The sequence below is a fragment of the Pandoraea thiooxydans genome, from assembly GCF_001931675.1.
GTDB lineage: Bacteria > Pseudomonadota > Gammaproteobacteria > Burkholderiales > Burkholderiaceae > Pandoraea > Pandoraea thiooxydans.
On the sequence record NZ_CP014839.1, the window covers coordinates 4,324,066 to 4,336,778 of the forward strand.

The following is a 12,713-nucleotide window of genomic DNA, read 5'->3' on the forward strand; positions in this document are numbered from 1 at the left end:
CATCCAAGAGTGTCCTTCCTCTGCATCAAAGCCCGTAAAGTCAGACGCTCGTTGACATGGCGGGCTTCGTTGCATAGAATGCTGGATTCCGGTTTTCTCGGCGGGATGCATTCGCCCTGCGATTGCGGTTGTTTGTCGAGCGGAATTGTCGTGCCGGCTGCTCGGTGGTGGGCGGCGGACACTGCGGTTTTGACTTATTTGAGAATACACAATGCCAACTATCAACCAATTGGTCCGCAAGCCGCGCACCTCTGCTCAAATCAAGAGCAAGAGCCCGGCGTTGCAGGACTGCCCGCAGCGTCGCGGTGTGTGCACCCGGGTGTACACGACGACGCCTAAAAAGCCTAACTCCGCTCTGCGTAAGGTCGCGAAGGTGCGCCTGACCAACGGTTTCGAGGTGATCTCGTATATCGGCGGTGAGGGTCACAACCTGCAAGAGCACTCGGTTGTCCTGATTCGCGGCGGCCGGGTGAAAGACTTGCCGGGTGTTCGCTATCACATGGTTCGCGGCAGCTTGGATACCCAGGGCGTCAAGGATCGTAAGCAGGCCCGTTCGAAGTACGGTGCAAAGCGGCCCAAAAAGGCGTAAAGCAATTGTTGGCGGTAATCGGACAGGTGCCGAGCCGCTAAGTAAGTGGTCACTCGGCCGGATGGCTTGTAGGTGGCCAGGGGGATGTTCCCCAACTGAATCGAAAAGGAAGAAATCATGCCGCGTCGTCGCGAAGTTCCCAAGCGCGAAGTATTGCCCGATCCCAAGTTCGGCAACGTCGATGTTGCCAAATTCATGAACGTCCTCATGCTGGCCGGTAAGAAGCCGGTGGCCGAGCGTATCGTTTATGGTGCATTCGAGCAGATCCAGAGCAAGGCGGGTAAAGATCCGCTGGAAGTGTTCAACACCGCCCTCGGCAACGTGAAGCCGGTGGTCGAGGTCAAGAGCCGCCGTGTGGGTGGTGCGAATTACCAGGTTCCGGTCGAAGTGCGTCCGTCGCGTCGTATGGCATTGGCGATGCGTTGGTTGCGCGAGGCTGCGAAGAAGCGCAGTGAGAAATCCATGGCACTGCGCCTTGCCGCCGAGTTGCTCGAGGCTGCAGAAGGTCGTGGCGGTGCGATGAAAAAGCGCGATGAGGTCCATCGCATGGCCGAGGCAAACAAGGCTTTCTCGCATTTCCGCTTCTGACGCTGGTAATCAAAACCAAAAGCAGAAATCGGGGCGGGTGCGCAATCATGCGCCTCGCCCGTTTGTGTTAGTGGCCCTGTGATTCGCAGGGTTACATTGAAAGAGGCTAAAAGTGGCTCGCAAGACTCCCATCGAGCGCTACCGAAATATTGGCATCAGCGCTCACATTGATGCAGGCAAGACAACCACAACCGAACGTATTCTCTTTTATACGGGCGTGAACCATAAAATCGGCGAAGTGCACGACGGTGCCGCGACGATGGACTGGATGGAGCAGGAGCAGGAGCGCGGCATTACGATCACGTCGGCTGCCACGACCTGCTTCTGGCGTGGCATGGGCAACAATTACCCTGAGCACCGCATTAACATCATCGATACGCCGGGACACGTCGACTTCACCATCGAGGTGGAGCGTTCGATGCGCGTGCTCGACGGCGCCTGCATGGTGTACTGCGCCGTCGGTGGTGTGCAGCCGCAGTCAGAGACGGTGTGGCGTCAGGCCAATAAATACAAGGTGCCGCGTTTGGCGTTCGTCAACAAGATGGACCGCACGGGCGCGAATTTCTTCAAGGTCTACGATCAGATGCGGTTGCGCCTGAAGGCCAACCCGGTGCCGGTCGTCGTGCCGATTGGCTCTGAAGAAAACTTCAAGGGCGTGATCGACCTGATCAAGATGAAGGCCATCCTTTGGGATGAGGCCAGCCAGGGCATGAAGTTCGATTACGTCGATGTTCCTGCCGAGTTGGCCGATATCGCGCAGGAATGGCGCGAAAAGATGATCGAGGTCGCGGCCGAGGCCAATGAAGACCTGATGAACAAATATCTTGAGTCGGGTGAATTGTCCGAGCAAGAAATCATCAAGGGCCTGCGTGATCGCACCATCGCGTGCGAAATCCAACCGATGCTTTGCGGAACCGCCTTCAAGAACAAGGGTGTTCAGCGCATGCTCGACGCCGTGATCGATTTCCTGCCGTCGCCAGTGGATATCCCGCCGGTCACGGGGCACGACGAAGACGACAAGGAAGTGCAGCGCAAGGCCTCCGATGACGAGAAATTCTCCGCGCTGGCCTTCAAGATCATGACTGACCCGTTCGTCGGTCAGTTGATTTTCTTCCGCGTGTATTCGGGCGTCGTCAACTCTGGGGATACGCTGTATAACCCGATCAAGGCGAAGAAAGAGCGCCTGGGGCGGATTCTGCAGATGCACGCCAATCAGCGTGAGGAAATCAAGGAAGTGCGAGCTGGCGACATCGCCGCCGCGGTCGGCCTCAAGGAAGCCACCACGGGTGACACGCTGTGCGATCCCGAGCACATCATCGTGCTCGAGCGCATGATCTTCCCCGAGCCGGTGATCTCCCAGGCCGTCGAGCCCAAAACCAAGGCCGACCAGGAAAAAATGGGCATCGCGCTCAATCGCCTGGCACAGGAAGACCCGTCGTTCCGCGTCAAGACCGACGAAGAATCGGGCCAAACCATCATCTCGGGCATGGGCGAGCTGCACCTGGAAATCCTGGTCGATCGCATGCGCCGCGAGTTCGGCGTCGAGGCCACCGTGGGCAAGCCGCAGGTGGCTTACCGCGAGACCATTCGCAAGAGCTGCGACGAGGTCGAGGGCAAGTTCGTCAAGCAGTCGGGCGGGCGCGGCCAGTACGGCCACGTGGTGCTCAAGCTCGAGCCGCAGGAGCCGGGCAAGGGCTACGAGTTCGTCGACGCGATCAAGGGCGGCGTGGTGCCGCGCGAGTACATCCCGGCGGTCGACAAGGGCATTCGCGAGACGCTCAACGCGGGCGTGCTGGCGGGCTATCCGGTGGTGGACGTCAAGGCCACGCTGTTCTTCGGTTCGTACCACGACGTCGATTCGAACGAAAACGCGTTCAAGATGGCCGGCTCGATGGCCTTCAAGGAAGGCATGCGCCGGGCCAGCCCGGTGCTGCTCGAGCCGATGATGGCCGTGGAAGTGGAAATGCCCGAAGAGTTCATGGGCAACGTGATGGGCGATCTGAGCTCGCGCCGGGGTATCGTGCAGGGCATGGACGACATGGTCGGCGGCGGCAAGATCGTGCGCGCCGAGGTGCCGCTGGCCGAGATGTTCGGCTATTCGACCTCGCTGCGCTCGCTCACCCAGGGGCGCGCCACCTACACCATGGAATTCAAGCATTACGCTGAAGCGCCGAAGAATGTCGCCGATGCAATTATCAGCGCCAAGACGAAGTGATTTGATTAGTGTCATCAACAATTTGAGAAATTGAGAAGGACTGAAAATGGCAAAGGAAAAATTTTCGCGGACGAAGCCGCACGTGAACGTTGGGACGATTGGGCACGTTGACCATGGCAAGACGACGCTGACGGCGGCGATTGCGACGGTTCTGTCGTCGAAGTTTGGCGGAGAGGCGAAGAAGTACGACGAGATCGATGCGGCGCCGGAAGAGAAGGCTCGTGGGATCACGATCAACACGGCGCACGTGGAGTATGAGACGGAAAACCGCCACTATGCGCACGTTGACTGCCCTGGGCACGCCGACTATGTGAAGAACATGATCACGGGCGCCGCGCAGATGGACGGGGCGATCCTGGTGTGCTCGGCCGCGGACGGCCCGATGCCGCAGACGCGGGAACACATTCTGCTGGCGCGCCAAGTGGGCGTGCCGTACATCATCGTGTTCCTGAACAAGTGCGACATGGTTGATGATGCTGAGCTGCTCGAGCTGGTGGAAATGGAAGTGCGCGAGCTGCTGAGCAAGTACGAATTTCCTGGCGACGACATTCCGATCATCAAGGGTTCGGCGAAGCTGGCGCTCGAAGGCGACAAGGGCGAGCTGGGCGAACAGGCGATCATGAAGCTGGCCGAAGCGCTGGACACGTACATCCCGACGCCGGAGCGTGCGGTCGATGGCGCGTTCCTGATGCCGATCGAAGACGTGTTCTCGATCTCGGGTCGCGGCACGGTGGTGACGGGTCGTATCGAGCGGGGTGTGGTCAAGGTTGGTGAGGAAATCGAAATCGTCGGTATCAAGCCGACGGTGAAGACGACCTGCACGGGCGTGGAAATGTTCCGCAAGCTGCTGGACCAAGGTCAGGCTGGCGACAATGTGGGTATTCTGCTGCGCGGCACCAAGCGCGAGGACGTGGAGCGTGGTCAAGTGTTGGCCAAGCCGGGTTCGATCACGCCGCACACGCATTTTGCGGCCGAAGTGTATGTTCTGAGCAAGGAAGAAGGTGGTCGCCACACGCCGTTCTTCAACAACTATCGTCCGCAGTTCTACTTCCGCACGACGGATGTGACCGGTTCGATCGAGTTGCCGGAGGGCAAGGAAATGGTGATGCCGGGCGACAACGTGGCCATTACGGTCAAGTTGATTGCGCCGATCGCGATGGAAGAGGGCCTGCGCTTCGCCATCCGTGAGGGTGGCCGCACCGTCGGCGCCGGCGTCGTCGCTAAAGTGATCGAGTAAAAGAGGAATGCGAGCCGGGTGCGATGGTCGCGCCCGGCCAGTCTGCCGTTCTTTATTAAAACCCGGCGAACCCTCCTTTTATATTGGGTCGCCTCGCTCTTTAGAGGAAAATCATGCAGAACCAAAAAATTCGCATTCGCCTGAAGGCTTTTGATTATCGGCTGATTGATCAATCTGCGGCCGAAATCGTCGATACCGCAAAGCGCACTGGCGCCATTGTGCGCGGTCCGGTGCCGCTGCCGACGCGTATTCAGCGCTTCGACATTCTGCGTTCCCCGCACGTTAACAAGACGTCGCGCGACCAGCTCGAAATTCGTACTCACCAGCGCTTGATGGACATCGTGGATCCGACTGACAAAACGGTGGACGCCCTGATGAAACTTGATCTGCCTGCTGGCGTGGATGTGGAAATCAAGTTGCAATAAACGAAAACACGCGGCTTGTCAAATGCTGGGATTGCTTTTATAATACTCAGCTTTTCGTGTGTATTAAAGAGTTGGGGCGCATTTGCGGCCCAATCTTTTGTCATTTAGCCCCGGCCAATCGCAGTCGGGAATGGAGAAAATCATGAGCCTTGGACTTGTCGGTCGCAAGGTTGGAATGACCCGTATTTTTACGGATGACGGCGATTCGATTCCCGTCACCGTGCTGGACGTGTCGGACAACCGCGTAACGCAAATCAAGACAAACGAAACGGATGGCTATAGCGCCGTCCAGGTGGCCTTCGGTAAGCGCCGTGCTTCGCGCGTGGCCAAGTCGATCGCCGGCCATTTGGCCAAAGCTGGTGTCGAAGCCGGCGAAATCCTCAAAGAATTCCGTCTCGACGCTGCCAAGGCCGCTGAGTTGCAGCCTGGCTCGGTCGTTGGCGTCGAGTTGTTCGAAGTCGGTCAAAAAGTGGACGTGCAAGGCGTGACGATTGGTAAGGGTTATGCCGGCACCATCAAGCGCTACAACTTCGCCTCCGGTCGCGCCAGCCACGGTAACTCCCGTTCGCACAATGTGCCGGGTTCCATCGGTATGGCCCAGGATCCGGGCCGCGTTTTCCCCGGCAAGCGCATGACGGGCCACCTGGGTGACGTGACGCGCACCGCGCAAAATCTCGAAATCGCACGCATCGATGCCGATCGCAAGCTGTTGCTGGTCAAGGGTGCCGTTCCCGGCGCCAAAGACGGCAAGGTTTTTGTGACGCCGGCGGTGAAGGCGCGCGCCAAGACTGAGAAGGGAGCATAACGATGGAACTGAAGCTCCTCAATGAGCAAGGCAAAGAAGGTGCGGGCGTTGCTGCGTCTGACGTCGTTTTCGGCCGTGACTACAACGAAGCGCTGATTCATCAGGTCGTGGTTGCCTATCAGGCCAATGCCCGTAGCGGGAACCGAGCCCAGAAAGATCGCGAACAAGTCAAGCATACGACCCATAAGCCGTGGCGGCAAAAGGGGACGGGCCGGGCTCGTGCCGGTATGACTTCGAGTCCGTTGTGGCGTGGGGGTGGTCGAATTTTCCCCAATTCGCCTGAAGAGAATTTCAGCCACAAGGTCAACAAAAAGATGTATCGCGCCGGGGTTTGCTCGATTCTGTCTCAGTTGGCTCGCGAAGGCCGCTTGAGCGTGGTCGAGGACGTCAAGATTGAAGCGCCGAAAACCAAGCTGCTGGCGCAGAAATTGAAGACCATGGGGTTGGATTCGGTGTTGTTGATCACCGATAGTGTTGATGAGAATTTGTATCTCGCCTCACGCAATCTCCCCAACGTCGCGGTTCTGGAACCGCGTCATGCCGATCCGCTATCCCTGATTCACTACAAGAAAGTGCTGGTGACCAAGGGCGCGATCGCCAAAATCGAGGAGATGCTGTCATGACCGACGTTCGCAAAAACGATCATCGTTTGATGCAGGTCCTGCTCGCGCCGGTAATCTCCGAAAAGGCGACTCTGGTAGCGGACAAGAATGAGCAGGTGGTTTTTCAGGTTGCTCGCGACGCCAACAAGCAGGAAGTCAAGGCTGCGGTCGAGCTGCTGTTCAAGGTTGAAGTCGAATCTGTGCAGATTCTGAACCGCAAAGGCAAGCAGAAGCGCTTTGGCCGTTTCATGGGGCGTCGCGACAATGCCAAGAAAGCATATGTCAGCCTGAAGCCGGGGCAGGAAATCAATTTTGAAGCGGAGGCCAAGTAACATGGCACTCGTCAAAACCAAACCCACTTCGCCGGGCCGCCGCGCGCTGGTCAAAGTGGTCAACAAAGACCTTCACAAGGGTAAGCCGTTTGCGGGTTTGCTCGATAAAAAGAGCAAGACAGCTGGCCGTAACAATAATGGCCACATCACCACGCGTCACATGGGCGGTGGGCATAAACAGCATTACCGTGTGATCGATTTCCGTCGCAACAAAGACGGTGTGCCGGCAAAGGTCGAGCGCGTCGAATACGATCCCAATCGTAGCGCGAATATTGCCCTGCTTTGCTATGCCGACGGAGAGCGCAGGTACATCATCGCTCCGCGTGGAGTGGCTGTCGGTCAGCAACTCATGAGTGGCTCGCAGGCGCCCATCAAAGCGGGCAATACCCTGCCCATCCGGAATATTCCGGTAGGTACGACGATCCATTGCATCGAAATGCTGCCGGGCAAGGGAGCCCAAATTGCTCGCGCTGCCGGTGTTTCCGCGATGCTTTTGGCGCGTGAGGGAACTTACGCCCAAGTTCGGCTCCGCTCAGGCGAAATTCGCCGTGTTCATATCGAGTGCCGCGCCACGATCGGTGAAGTTGGCAACGAGGAGCACAGTCTTCGTCAAATCGGTAAAGCTGGCGCCAATCGTTGGCGCGGCATCCGCCCGACAGTCCGTGGGGTTGCCATGAACCCGATCGATCACCCGCACGGTGGTGGTGAAGGGCGTACGGCGGCCGGTCGCCATCCGGTAAGTCCGTGGGGCACGCAGACCAAGGGTTATCGTACTCGCAGCAACAAGCGCACCACGACGATGATCGTGCAGCGCCGTAACAAGCGTTAAGGGGTAAGCTATGGCACGTTCAATTAAGAAAGGCCCGTTCTGCGACGCGCATTTGCTGAAGAAAGTCGAAGCGGCGCAAGCGACGCGCGACAAAAAGCCGATCAAGACGTGGTCGCGTCGTTCTACCGTTCTGCCCGAATTCATCGGGCATACCATTGCGGTTCACAACGGCCGCCAGCACGTTCCGGTCTACATTTCGGAAAATATGGTTGGCCATAAGCTGGGCGAGTTTGCGCTCACCCGTACCTTCAAAGGCCATGCGGCCGATAAGAAGGCGAAGAGATAAGGGGCGATCATGGAAGTGAAAGCAATACATCGTGGCGCCCGCATTTCGGCGCAAAAGACGCGTCTGGTTGCAGATCAGATCCGTGGTCTGCCTCTGGAGCGCGCGTTGAACATCCTGTCGTTTTCGCCGAAGAAGGCTGCAGGCATCGTCAAGAAGGTGGTGGAGTCGGCCATCGCGAATGCCGAGCATAACGAGGGGGCTGACATCGACGAGTTGCGCGTCAAGGGCATTTACGTCGACAAAGCGACTTCACTCAAGCGATTCACTGCACGCGCCAAAGGCCGCGGAAATCGCATTGAGAAACAAACCTGTCACATTACTGTGACGCTGGGCAATTAAGGGGTCACGATGGGACAGAAAATTCATCCGACTGGCTTCCGTCTGGCAGTCAGCCGTAATTGGGCCTCTCGTTGGTACGCGAACAATACGCAGTTCGCGAAAATGCTGAAAGAGGATATCGGCGTTCGCGAGTTTCTGAAGAAGAAGCTGAAAAACGCGTCTGTTGGACGAGTGCTTATCGAGCGTCCTGCGCGTAATGCCCGTATCACGATTTTCAGTTCGCGTCCTGGTGTGGTCATCGGCAAGAAGGGCGAGGATATCGAAATCCTCAAGACCGAATTGCAAAAGCGCATGGGCGTGCCGGTGCACGTCAACATCGAGGAAATTCGCAAGCCTGAAATCGATGCACAGCTTATTGCGGATTCGATCGCGCAACAGTTGGAGCGCCGTATCATGTTCCGCCGCGCGATGAAGCGGGCCATGCAAAACGCGATGCGGCTCGGAGCGCAAGGTATCAAGATCATGAGTTCCGGTCGTTTGAACGGCATCGAAATCGCGCGGACCGAATGGTATCGCGAGGGTCGCGTGCCGCTCCATACGTTGCGCGCCGACATCGACTACGCGACGTCCGAGGCGCAAACGACCTATGGTGCGATCGGCATCAAGGTTTGGGTCTACAAGGGTGACACGCTGGGCCGCAACGATGCGCCTGTCGTGGAAGAACCCACGGAAGACAAACGTCCTCGTCGTAATGCGCGTCCCGGAGATCGTCGAGGCCGTGGCGGCCCTGATGATCGTGCGGGCGTCAAGCGCGTGCGCAAGGCGGGTGGCAAGCCCGCTGACAGCGACGCCAAGGCTGGAGAATAAAGATGCTGCAACCGAAACGCAGAAAATATCGCAAAGAGCAAAAAGGCCGTAACACCGGTGTCGCGACGCGTGGCAATGCCGTGTCGTTTGGTGAGTATGGGCTGAAAGCGGTAGGGCGTGGCCGACTGACCGCTCGGCAAATCGAATCCGCTCGTCGGGCCATGACCCGTCACATCAAACGTGGTGGCCGTATCTGGATTCGTATTTTCCCGGATAAGCCGATTTCCCAAAAGCCCGCGGAAGTTCGTATGGGTAACGGCAAGGGCAATCCGGAATACTATGTGGCTGAAATTCAGCCGGGTAAAATGCTGTACGAAATGGATGGCGTCAATGAAGAGTTGGCGCGTGAGGCGTTCCGCCTTGCAGCAGCTAAACTGCCCATCGCCACCGTTTTCGTCGCTCGCCAGATCGGCGCCTGAGTGAGGGATTTGAAATGAAAGCATCCGAACTACGTGATAAGGATTCTGCCGCTCTGAACAAGGAGCTGTCGGATCTGCTGAAAGCGCAATTCGGTCTGCGCATGCAATTGGCGACGCAGCAATTAAGCAACACCAGCCAATTGCAAAATGTGCGCCGAGATATTGCGCGTGTGCGTACCGTGTTGAATGAGAAGGCGAACCAAAAATGAACGATACCGCAAAGACCGCGCTGAAGCGCACCTTGGTTGGCAAGGTGGTGAGCAGCAAAATGGACAAGACGGTGACCGTGTTGGTGGAACGCCAGATGAAGCATCCGTTGTATGGCAAGTACGTCGTGCGCTCCAAGAAATACCACGCACATGACGAGACGAATCAGTACAAGGAAGGCGACACCGTGGAAATCGAGGAAACTCGCCCCATTTCGCGGACGAAAGCGTGGACTGTTTCGCGCCTGCTTGAAAGTGCTCGCATCATCTGACGCGCCCTTTTAATGCTTGCAAGTCCGCGATCGTCGTTGTACAATCACGGACTTTCCACCTTTTGGGTAGTTTTAACTGCTCACTTCGTGGGGGTTGTTTGGCTTTCGGCCTGGCAGCCCAGTGAAAGAGATTCCTCTTGATCGATTCAACCCAAGCGACGCTGTGTAAGCGTTGACGGGGCCAAGACTGACCGGTGCAATGCACTGGATTAAGTTGGGAAGATAACACCATGATTCAGACTGAAACCCGGCTCGATGTGGCCGACAATACCGGTGCTCGCGAAGTAATGTGTATCAAGGTATTGGGCGGCTCCAAGCGTCGCTATGCTGGTATTGGCGATGTCATTAAGGTCACCGTCAAGGATGCAGCCCCACGTGGCCGCGTCAAAAAGGGTGAAATTTATAACGCGGTTGTCGTGCGTACCGCCAAGGGTGTTCGCCGCCAGGACGGCTCGCTCGTCAAATTCGATGGCAACGCCGCCGTTTTGTTGAACAACAAGCTTGAGCCGATTGGCACTCGCATCTTCGGGCCGGTGACGCGTGAGTTGCGTACCGAGCGCTTTATGAAGATCGTGTCGTTGGCTCCTGAGGTTCTGTAAGGGGTCGCCATGAATAAGATTCGTAAAGGTGACGTGGTCATCGTTTTGGCCGGCAAAGACAAAAGCAAGCGTGGCACCGTTCTGAGCGTCGACGGGGATCGTTTGGTTGTTGAAGGCATTAATCTGGTCAAGAAGCATGTCAAGCCGAACCCGATGAAAGGTACGACGGGTGGTGTTGTTGACAAGGCGATGCCGCTGCATATTTCGAACGTTGCGTTGGTGGATGCCAACGGCAAGCCCTCGCGCGTTGGGATCAAGGTCGAAGGTGGCGAGAAGGTGCGCTTCCTCAAGACGACCGGCGCGGTCGTCGGTGCCTAGGCGCAAGGAGTATAACGAATGACTCGTTTGCAAGAGATCTACAAAGACAAGATCGTCGCTGAGCTGGTGAGCCGGTTCGGCTACAAGTCGATCATGGAAGTGCCGCGCATTACCAAGATCACTCTCAACATGGGCTTGGGCGAGGCGGTTGCCGACAAAAAGATCATCGAGAACGCTACCGGTGATCTGACCAAAATCGCTGGCCAGAAGCCGGTTGTGACCAAGGCCCGCAAGGCAATCGCGGGGTTCAAGATTCGTCAAGGTTATCCCATCGGCTGTATGGTGACTTTGCGTGGTCAGCGCATGTACGAATTCCTGGATCGTTTCATCACGGTCTCGCTGCCGCGGGTGCGTGATTTCCGCGGTATTTCCGGGCGCGCGTTTGATGGTCGCGGTAACTATAACATCGGGGTGAAAGAGCAGATTATTTTCCCCGAGATTGAGTACGACAAAATTGATGCCCTGCGTGGTCTGAATATCAGCATTACCACGACAGCAAAAACCGACGAAGAGGCCAAGGCGCTTCTGTCGGCATTTAAATTTCCGTTCAGAAACTGAGGTTATCGTGGCTAAACTGGCACTGATCGAACGCGAGAAGAAGCGCGCCCGTTTGGCGCAGAAGTATTCTGCCAAGCGCGCCGCCCTCAAGGCAATCATCGAAGATACCAGCAAGTCGGAAGAAGAGCGTTACGCAGCGCGTCTGGAAATCCAGCAGTTGCCGCGAAACGCCAATCCTACTCGGCAACGCAATCGTTGCGATTTGACTGGCCGTCCGCGCGGAACTTTCCGCAAATTCGGTCTGGCACGTAACAAGATCCGTGAAATTGCCTTCAGGGGCGAAATTCCGGGTGTCACCAAAGCAAGCTGGTAATAGGAGAAGCAATATGAGTATGAGTGATCCTATCGCCGACATGCTGACCCGCATTCGCAATGCCCAGGCGGTTGAGAAAGTGTCGGTGGCAATGCCTTCCTCGAAATTGAAGGTGTCGATCGCAAAGGTGTTGAAGGACGAAGGTTATATCGACGACTACGCGGTGAAAGAAGACGGCGCGAAGCTCGAGCTTAGCATTTCGCTCAAGTATTACGCCGGACGCCCTGTGATCGAGCGTTTGGAAAGAGTTTCCCGGCCTGGATTGCGCGTGTATAAGAATCGCAATGACATTCCCCAGGTCATGAATGGGCTGGGTGTTGCAATTGTGTCGACCCCGAAAGGCGTGATGACCGATCGCAAAGCGCGCGCCACCGGCGTGGGCGGCGAAGTCATCTGCTACGTCGCGTAATTGCCCGTTAGGAGAGTGAAGCATGTCTCGTGTAGGTAAAAGTCCTATCGTTCTCCCAAAGGGCGCTGAAGTCACCCTCGGAGAGGGCGTATTGACGGTCAGAGGTCCGCTGGGCACGTTGGCTCAAGCTGTTCATGGCTTGGTCCGCGTGAAGAACGAAAACGGTTCGTTGGTGTTTGAGCCTGCGGACGACGGTCGTGAAGCGAATGCCCTTTCTGGAACCATGCGCGCTTTGGTGGCCAATATGGTCAAGGGTGTGACCCAGGGTTTCGAGAAGAAACTTAACCTGGTTGGCGTGGGTTATCGCGCGCAAGCTCAGGGCAATGCGCTGAAATTGCAGTTGGGGTTTTCTCACGACGTGATCCATGCGATGCCCGAAGGCGTCAAAGCTGAGACTCCGTCGCAAACCGAGATCATCATCAAGGGCGTTGATAAGCAGCGCGTCGGTCAGGTTGCTGCGGAAGTGCGCGGCTACCGGCCTCCCGAGCCCTATAAGGGCAAGGGCGTGCGCTATGCCGATGAGGTGGTGATCCTCAAGGAAACCAAGAAGAAGTGAAGGGTGCAA

21 protein-coding genes are annotated in these 12,713 nt (G+C 57.0%); all 21 read left to right on the forward strand.

Going from position 1 to position 12,713, the window contains the following annotated elements; all coding sequences use genetic code 11:
* The first annotated feature begins 211 nt into the window (after nucleotides 1-211).
* A complete protein-coding gene (gene rpsL, locus PATSB16_RS19970; protein ID WP_047215723.1) occupies nucleotides 212-589 on the forward strand; it encodes a 30S ribosomal protein S12 in 378 nt (125 codons plus the stop codon).
* A 117-nt stretch (nucleotides 590-706) separates the two neighbouring features.
* Nucleotides 707-1,177 carry a 30S ribosomal protein S7 gene (gene rpsG, locus PATSB16_RS19975; protein WP_047215724.1) on the forward strand — a complete coding sequence of 157 codons (471 nt, stop codon included), beginning with the start codon at nucleotides 707-709 and terminating at the stop codon, nucleotides 1,175-1,177.
* Between the two features lie 112 nt (nucleotides 1,178-1,289).
* Entirely contained in the window at nucleotides 1,290-3,392 is a 2,103-nt protein-coding gene (gene fusA / locus PATSB16_RS19980) for an elongation factor G (protein WP_047215725.1), read from the forward strand.
* Between the two features lie 46 nt (nucleotides 3,393-3,438).
* A complete protein-coding gene (gene tuf / locus PATSB16_RS19985) occupies nucleotides 3,439-4,629 on the forward strand; it encodes an elongation factor Tu (RefSeq protein WP_047215714.1) in 1,191 nt (396 codons plus the stop codon).
* 113 nt (nucleotides 4,630-4,742) lie between these two features.
* Nucleotides 4,743-5,054 carry a 30S ribosomal protein S10 gene (rpsJ, locus tag PATSB16_RS19990; protein ID WP_006998489.1) on the forward strand — a complete coding sequence of 104 codons (312 nt, stop codon included), beginning with the start codon at nucleotides 4,743-4,745 and terminating at the stop codon, nucleotides 5,052-5,054.
* Nucleotides 5,055-5,196: 142 nt separating this feature from the next.
* A complete protein-coding gene (gene rplC, locus PATSB16_RS19995) occupies nucleotides 5,197-5,859 on the forward strand; it encodes a 50S ribosomal protein L3 (RefSeq protein WP_052892763.1) in 663 nt (220 codons plus the stop codon).
* 2 nt (nucleotides 5,860-5,861) lie between these two features.
* The gene (gene rplD, locus PATSB16_RS20000) at nucleotides 5,862-6,482 is read left to right on the forward strand and encodes a 50S ribosomal protein L4 (RefSeq protein WP_047215727.1); all 621 of its coding nucleotides are present in this window, start codon (nucleotides 5,862-5,864) and stop codon (nucleotides 6,480-6,482) included.
* Nucleotides 6,479-6,793 (forward strand): 50S ribosomal protein L23, encoded by a 315-nt coding sequence (rplW, locus tag PATSB16_RS20005; protein WP_047215728.1) that lies wholly within the window; start codon nucleotides 6,479-6,481, stop codon nucleotides 6,791-6,793. The genes rplD and rplW overlap by 4 nt, the downstream gene beginning before the upstream one ends.
* 1 nt (nucleotide 6,794) lies before the next feature.
* Nucleotides 6,795-7,622 (forward strand): 50S ribosomal protein L2, encoded by an 828-nt coding sequence (rplB, locus tag PATSB16_RS20010; RefSeq protein WP_047215729.1) that lies wholly within the window; start codon nucleotides 6,795-6,797, stop codon nucleotides 7,620-7,622.
* 10 nt (nucleotides 7,623-7,632) lie between these two features.
* Nucleotides 7,633-7,908, forward strand: a complete 276-nt coding sequence (gene rpsS / locus PATSB16_RS20015; RefSeq protein WP_047215730.1) for a 30S ribosomal protein S19 — start codon at nucleotides 7,633-7,635, stop codon at nucleotides 7,906-7,908.
* Nucleotides 7,909-7,917: 9 nt separating this feature from the next.
* Nucleotides 7,918-8,247, forward strand: a complete 330-nt coding sequence (gene rplV / locus PATSB16_RS20020; RefSeq protein WP_047215731.1) for a 50S ribosomal protein L22 — start codon at nucleotides 7,918-7,920, stop codon at nucleotides 8,245-8,247.
* A 9-nt stretch (nucleotides 8,248-8,256) separates the two neighbouring features.
* On the forward strand, nucleotides 8,257-9,054 hold the full coding sequence (rpsC, locus tag PATSB16_RS20025; protein ID WP_047215732.1) for a 30S ribosomal protein S3: 798 nt from the start codon (nucleotides 8,257-8,259) through the stop codon (nucleotides 9,052-9,054).
* Nucleotides 9,055-9,056: 2 nt separating this feature from the next.
* Nucleotides 9,057-9,473: a 50S ribosomal protein L16 gene (rplP, locus tag PATSB16_RS20030; protein WP_047215733.1), complete on the forward strand. Its 417-nt coding sequence runs from the start codon at nucleotides 9,057-9,059 to the stop codon at nucleotides 9,471-9,473.
* A 14-nt stretch (nucleotides 9,474-9,487) separates the two neighbouring features.
* Entirely contained in the window at nucleotides 9,488-9,682 is a 195-nt protein-coding gene (gene rpmC, locus PATSB16_RS20035; protein WP_047215734.1) for a 50S ribosomal protein L29, read from the forward strand.
* Nucleotides 9,679-9,951 carry a 30S ribosomal protein S17 gene (gene rpsQ, locus PATSB16_RS20040; RefSeq protein WP_047215735.1) on the forward strand — a complete coding sequence of 91 codons (273 nt, stop codon included), beginning with the start codon at nucleotides 9,679-9,681 and terminating at the stop codon, nucleotides 9,949-9,951. Before rpmC ends, rpsQ begins: the two co-directional genes overlap by 4 nt.
* 230 nt (nucleotides 9,952-10,181) lie before the next feature.
* Complete coding sequence (gene rplN / locus PATSB16_RS20045) at nucleotides 10,182-10,550, forward strand: 50S ribosomal protein L14 (protein WP_047215736.1); 369 nt, start codon at nucleotides 10,182-10,184, stop codon at nucleotides 10,548-10,550.
* Nucleotides 10,551-10,559: 9 nt separating this feature from the next.
* Nucleotides 10,560-10,868 carry a 50S ribosomal protein L24 gene (gene rplX, locus PATSB16_RS20050; RefSeq protein WP_047215737.1) on the forward strand — a complete coding sequence of 103 codons (309 nt, stop codon included), beginning with the start codon at nucleotides 10,560-10,562 and terminating at the stop codon, nucleotides 10,866-10,868.
* An 18-nt stretch (nucleotides 10,869-10,886) separates the two neighbouring features.
* Nucleotides 10,887-11,426, forward strand: coding sequence for a 50S ribosomal protein L5 (gene rplE, locus PATSB16_RS20055; RefSeq protein ID WP_047215738.1), 540 nt, complete (start codon nucleotides 10,887-10,889; stop codon nucleotides 11,424-11,426).
* Between the two features lie 7 nt (nucleotides 11,427-11,433).
* Complete coding sequence (gene rpsN / locus PATSB16_RS20060) at nucleotides 11,434-11,739, forward strand: 30S ribosomal protein S14 (protein ID WP_047215739.1); 306 nt, start codon at nucleotides 11,434-11,436, stop codon at nucleotides 11,737-11,739.
* Between the two features lie 13 nt (nucleotides 11,740-11,752).
* Nucleotides 11,753-12,148: a 30S ribosomal protein S8 gene (gene rpsH, locus PATSB16_RS20065; RefSeq protein WP_047215740.1), complete on the forward strand. Its 396-nt coding sequence runs from the start codon at nucleotides 11,753-11,755 to the stop codon at nucleotides 12,146-12,148.
* A 22-nt stretch (nucleotides 12,149-12,170) separates the two neighbouring features.
* The gene (gene rplF / locus PATSB16_RS20070; RefSeq protein ID WP_047215741.1) at nucleotides 12,171-12,704 is read left to right on the forward strand and encodes a 50S ribosomal protein L6; all 534 of its coding nucleotides are present in this window, start codon (nucleotides 12,171-12,173) and stop codon (nucleotides 12,702-12,704) included.
* The last annotated feature ends 9 nt before the right edge of the window (nucleotides 12,705-12,713 follow it).

Bases quoted from the DNA above. Each gene is read 5' to 3' on its own strand.
- rpsS (WP_047215730.1), top strand. From the start codon at position 7,633: ATGGCACGTTCAATTAAGAAAGGCCCGTTCTGCGACGCGCATTTGCTG.
- rplE (WP_047215738.1), top strand. From the start codon at position 10,887: ATGACTCGTTTGCAAGAGATCTACAAAGACAAGATCGTCGCTGAGCTG.
- rpsJ (WP_006998489.1), top strand. From the start codon at position 4,743: ATGCAGAACCAAAAAATTCGCATTCGCCTGAAGGCTTTTGATTATCGG.
- rplF (WP_047215741.1), top strand. From the start codon at position 12,171: ATGTCTCGTGTAGGTAAAAGTCCTATCGTTCTCCCAAAGGGCGCTGAA.
- rplN (WP_047215736.1), top strand. From the start codon at position 10,182: ATGATTCAGACTGAAACCCGGCTCGATGTGGCCGACAATACCGGTGCT.
- rpsL (WP_047215723.1), top strand. From the start codon at position 212: ATGCCAACTATCAACCAATTGGTCCGCAAGCCGCGCACCTCTGCTCAA.
- rplV (WP_047215731.1), top strand. From the start codon at position 7,918: ATGGAAGTGAAAGCAATACATCGTGGCGCCCGCATTTCGGCGCAAAAG.
- rpsQ (WP_047215735.1), top strand. From the start codon at position 9,679: ATGAACGATACCGCAAAGACCGCGCTGAAGCGCACCTTGGTTGGCAAG.
- rplB (WP_047215729.1), top strand. From the start codon at position 6,795: ATGGCACTCGTCAAAACCAAACCCACTTCGCCGGGCCGCCGCGCGCTG.
- rplC (WP_052892763.1), top strand. From the start codon at position 5,197: ATGAGCCTTGGACTTGTCGGTCGCAAGGTTGGAATGACCCGTATTTTT.
- rplW (WP_047215728.1), top strand. From the start codon at position 6,479: ATGACCGACGTTCGCAAAAACGATCATCGTTTGATGCAGGTCCTGCTC.
- rplP (WP_047215733.1), top strand. From the start codon at position 9,057: ATGCTGCAACCGAAACGCAGAAAATATCGCAAAGAGCAAAAAGGCCGT.
- rpsC (WP_047215732.1), top strand. From the start codon at position 8,257: ATGGGACAGAAAATTCATCCGACTGGCTTCCGTCTGGCAGTCAGCCGT.
- rpsH (WP_047215740.1), top strand. From the start codon at position 11,753: ATGAGTATGAGTGATCCTATCGCCGACATGCTGACCCGCATTCGCAAT.
- tuf (WP_047215714.1), top strand. From the start codon at position 3,439: ATGGCAAAGGAAAAATTTTCGCGGACGAAGCCGCACGTGAACGTTGGG.
- rplX (WP_047215737.1), top strand. From the start codon at position 10,560: ATGAATAAGATTCGTAAAGGTGACGTGGTCATCGTTTTGGCCGGCAAA.
- rpmC (WP_047215734.1), top strand. From the start codon at position 9,488: ATGAAAGCATCCGAACTACGTGATAAGGATTCTGCCGCTCTGAACAAG.
- rplD (WP_047215727.1), top strand. From the start codon at position 5,862: ATGGAACTGAAGCTCCTCAATGAGCAAGGCAAAGAAGGTGCGGGCGTT.
- rpsG (WP_047215724.1), top strand. From the start codon at position 707: ATGCCGCGTCGTCGCGAAGTTCCCAAGCGCGAAGTATTGCCCGATCCC.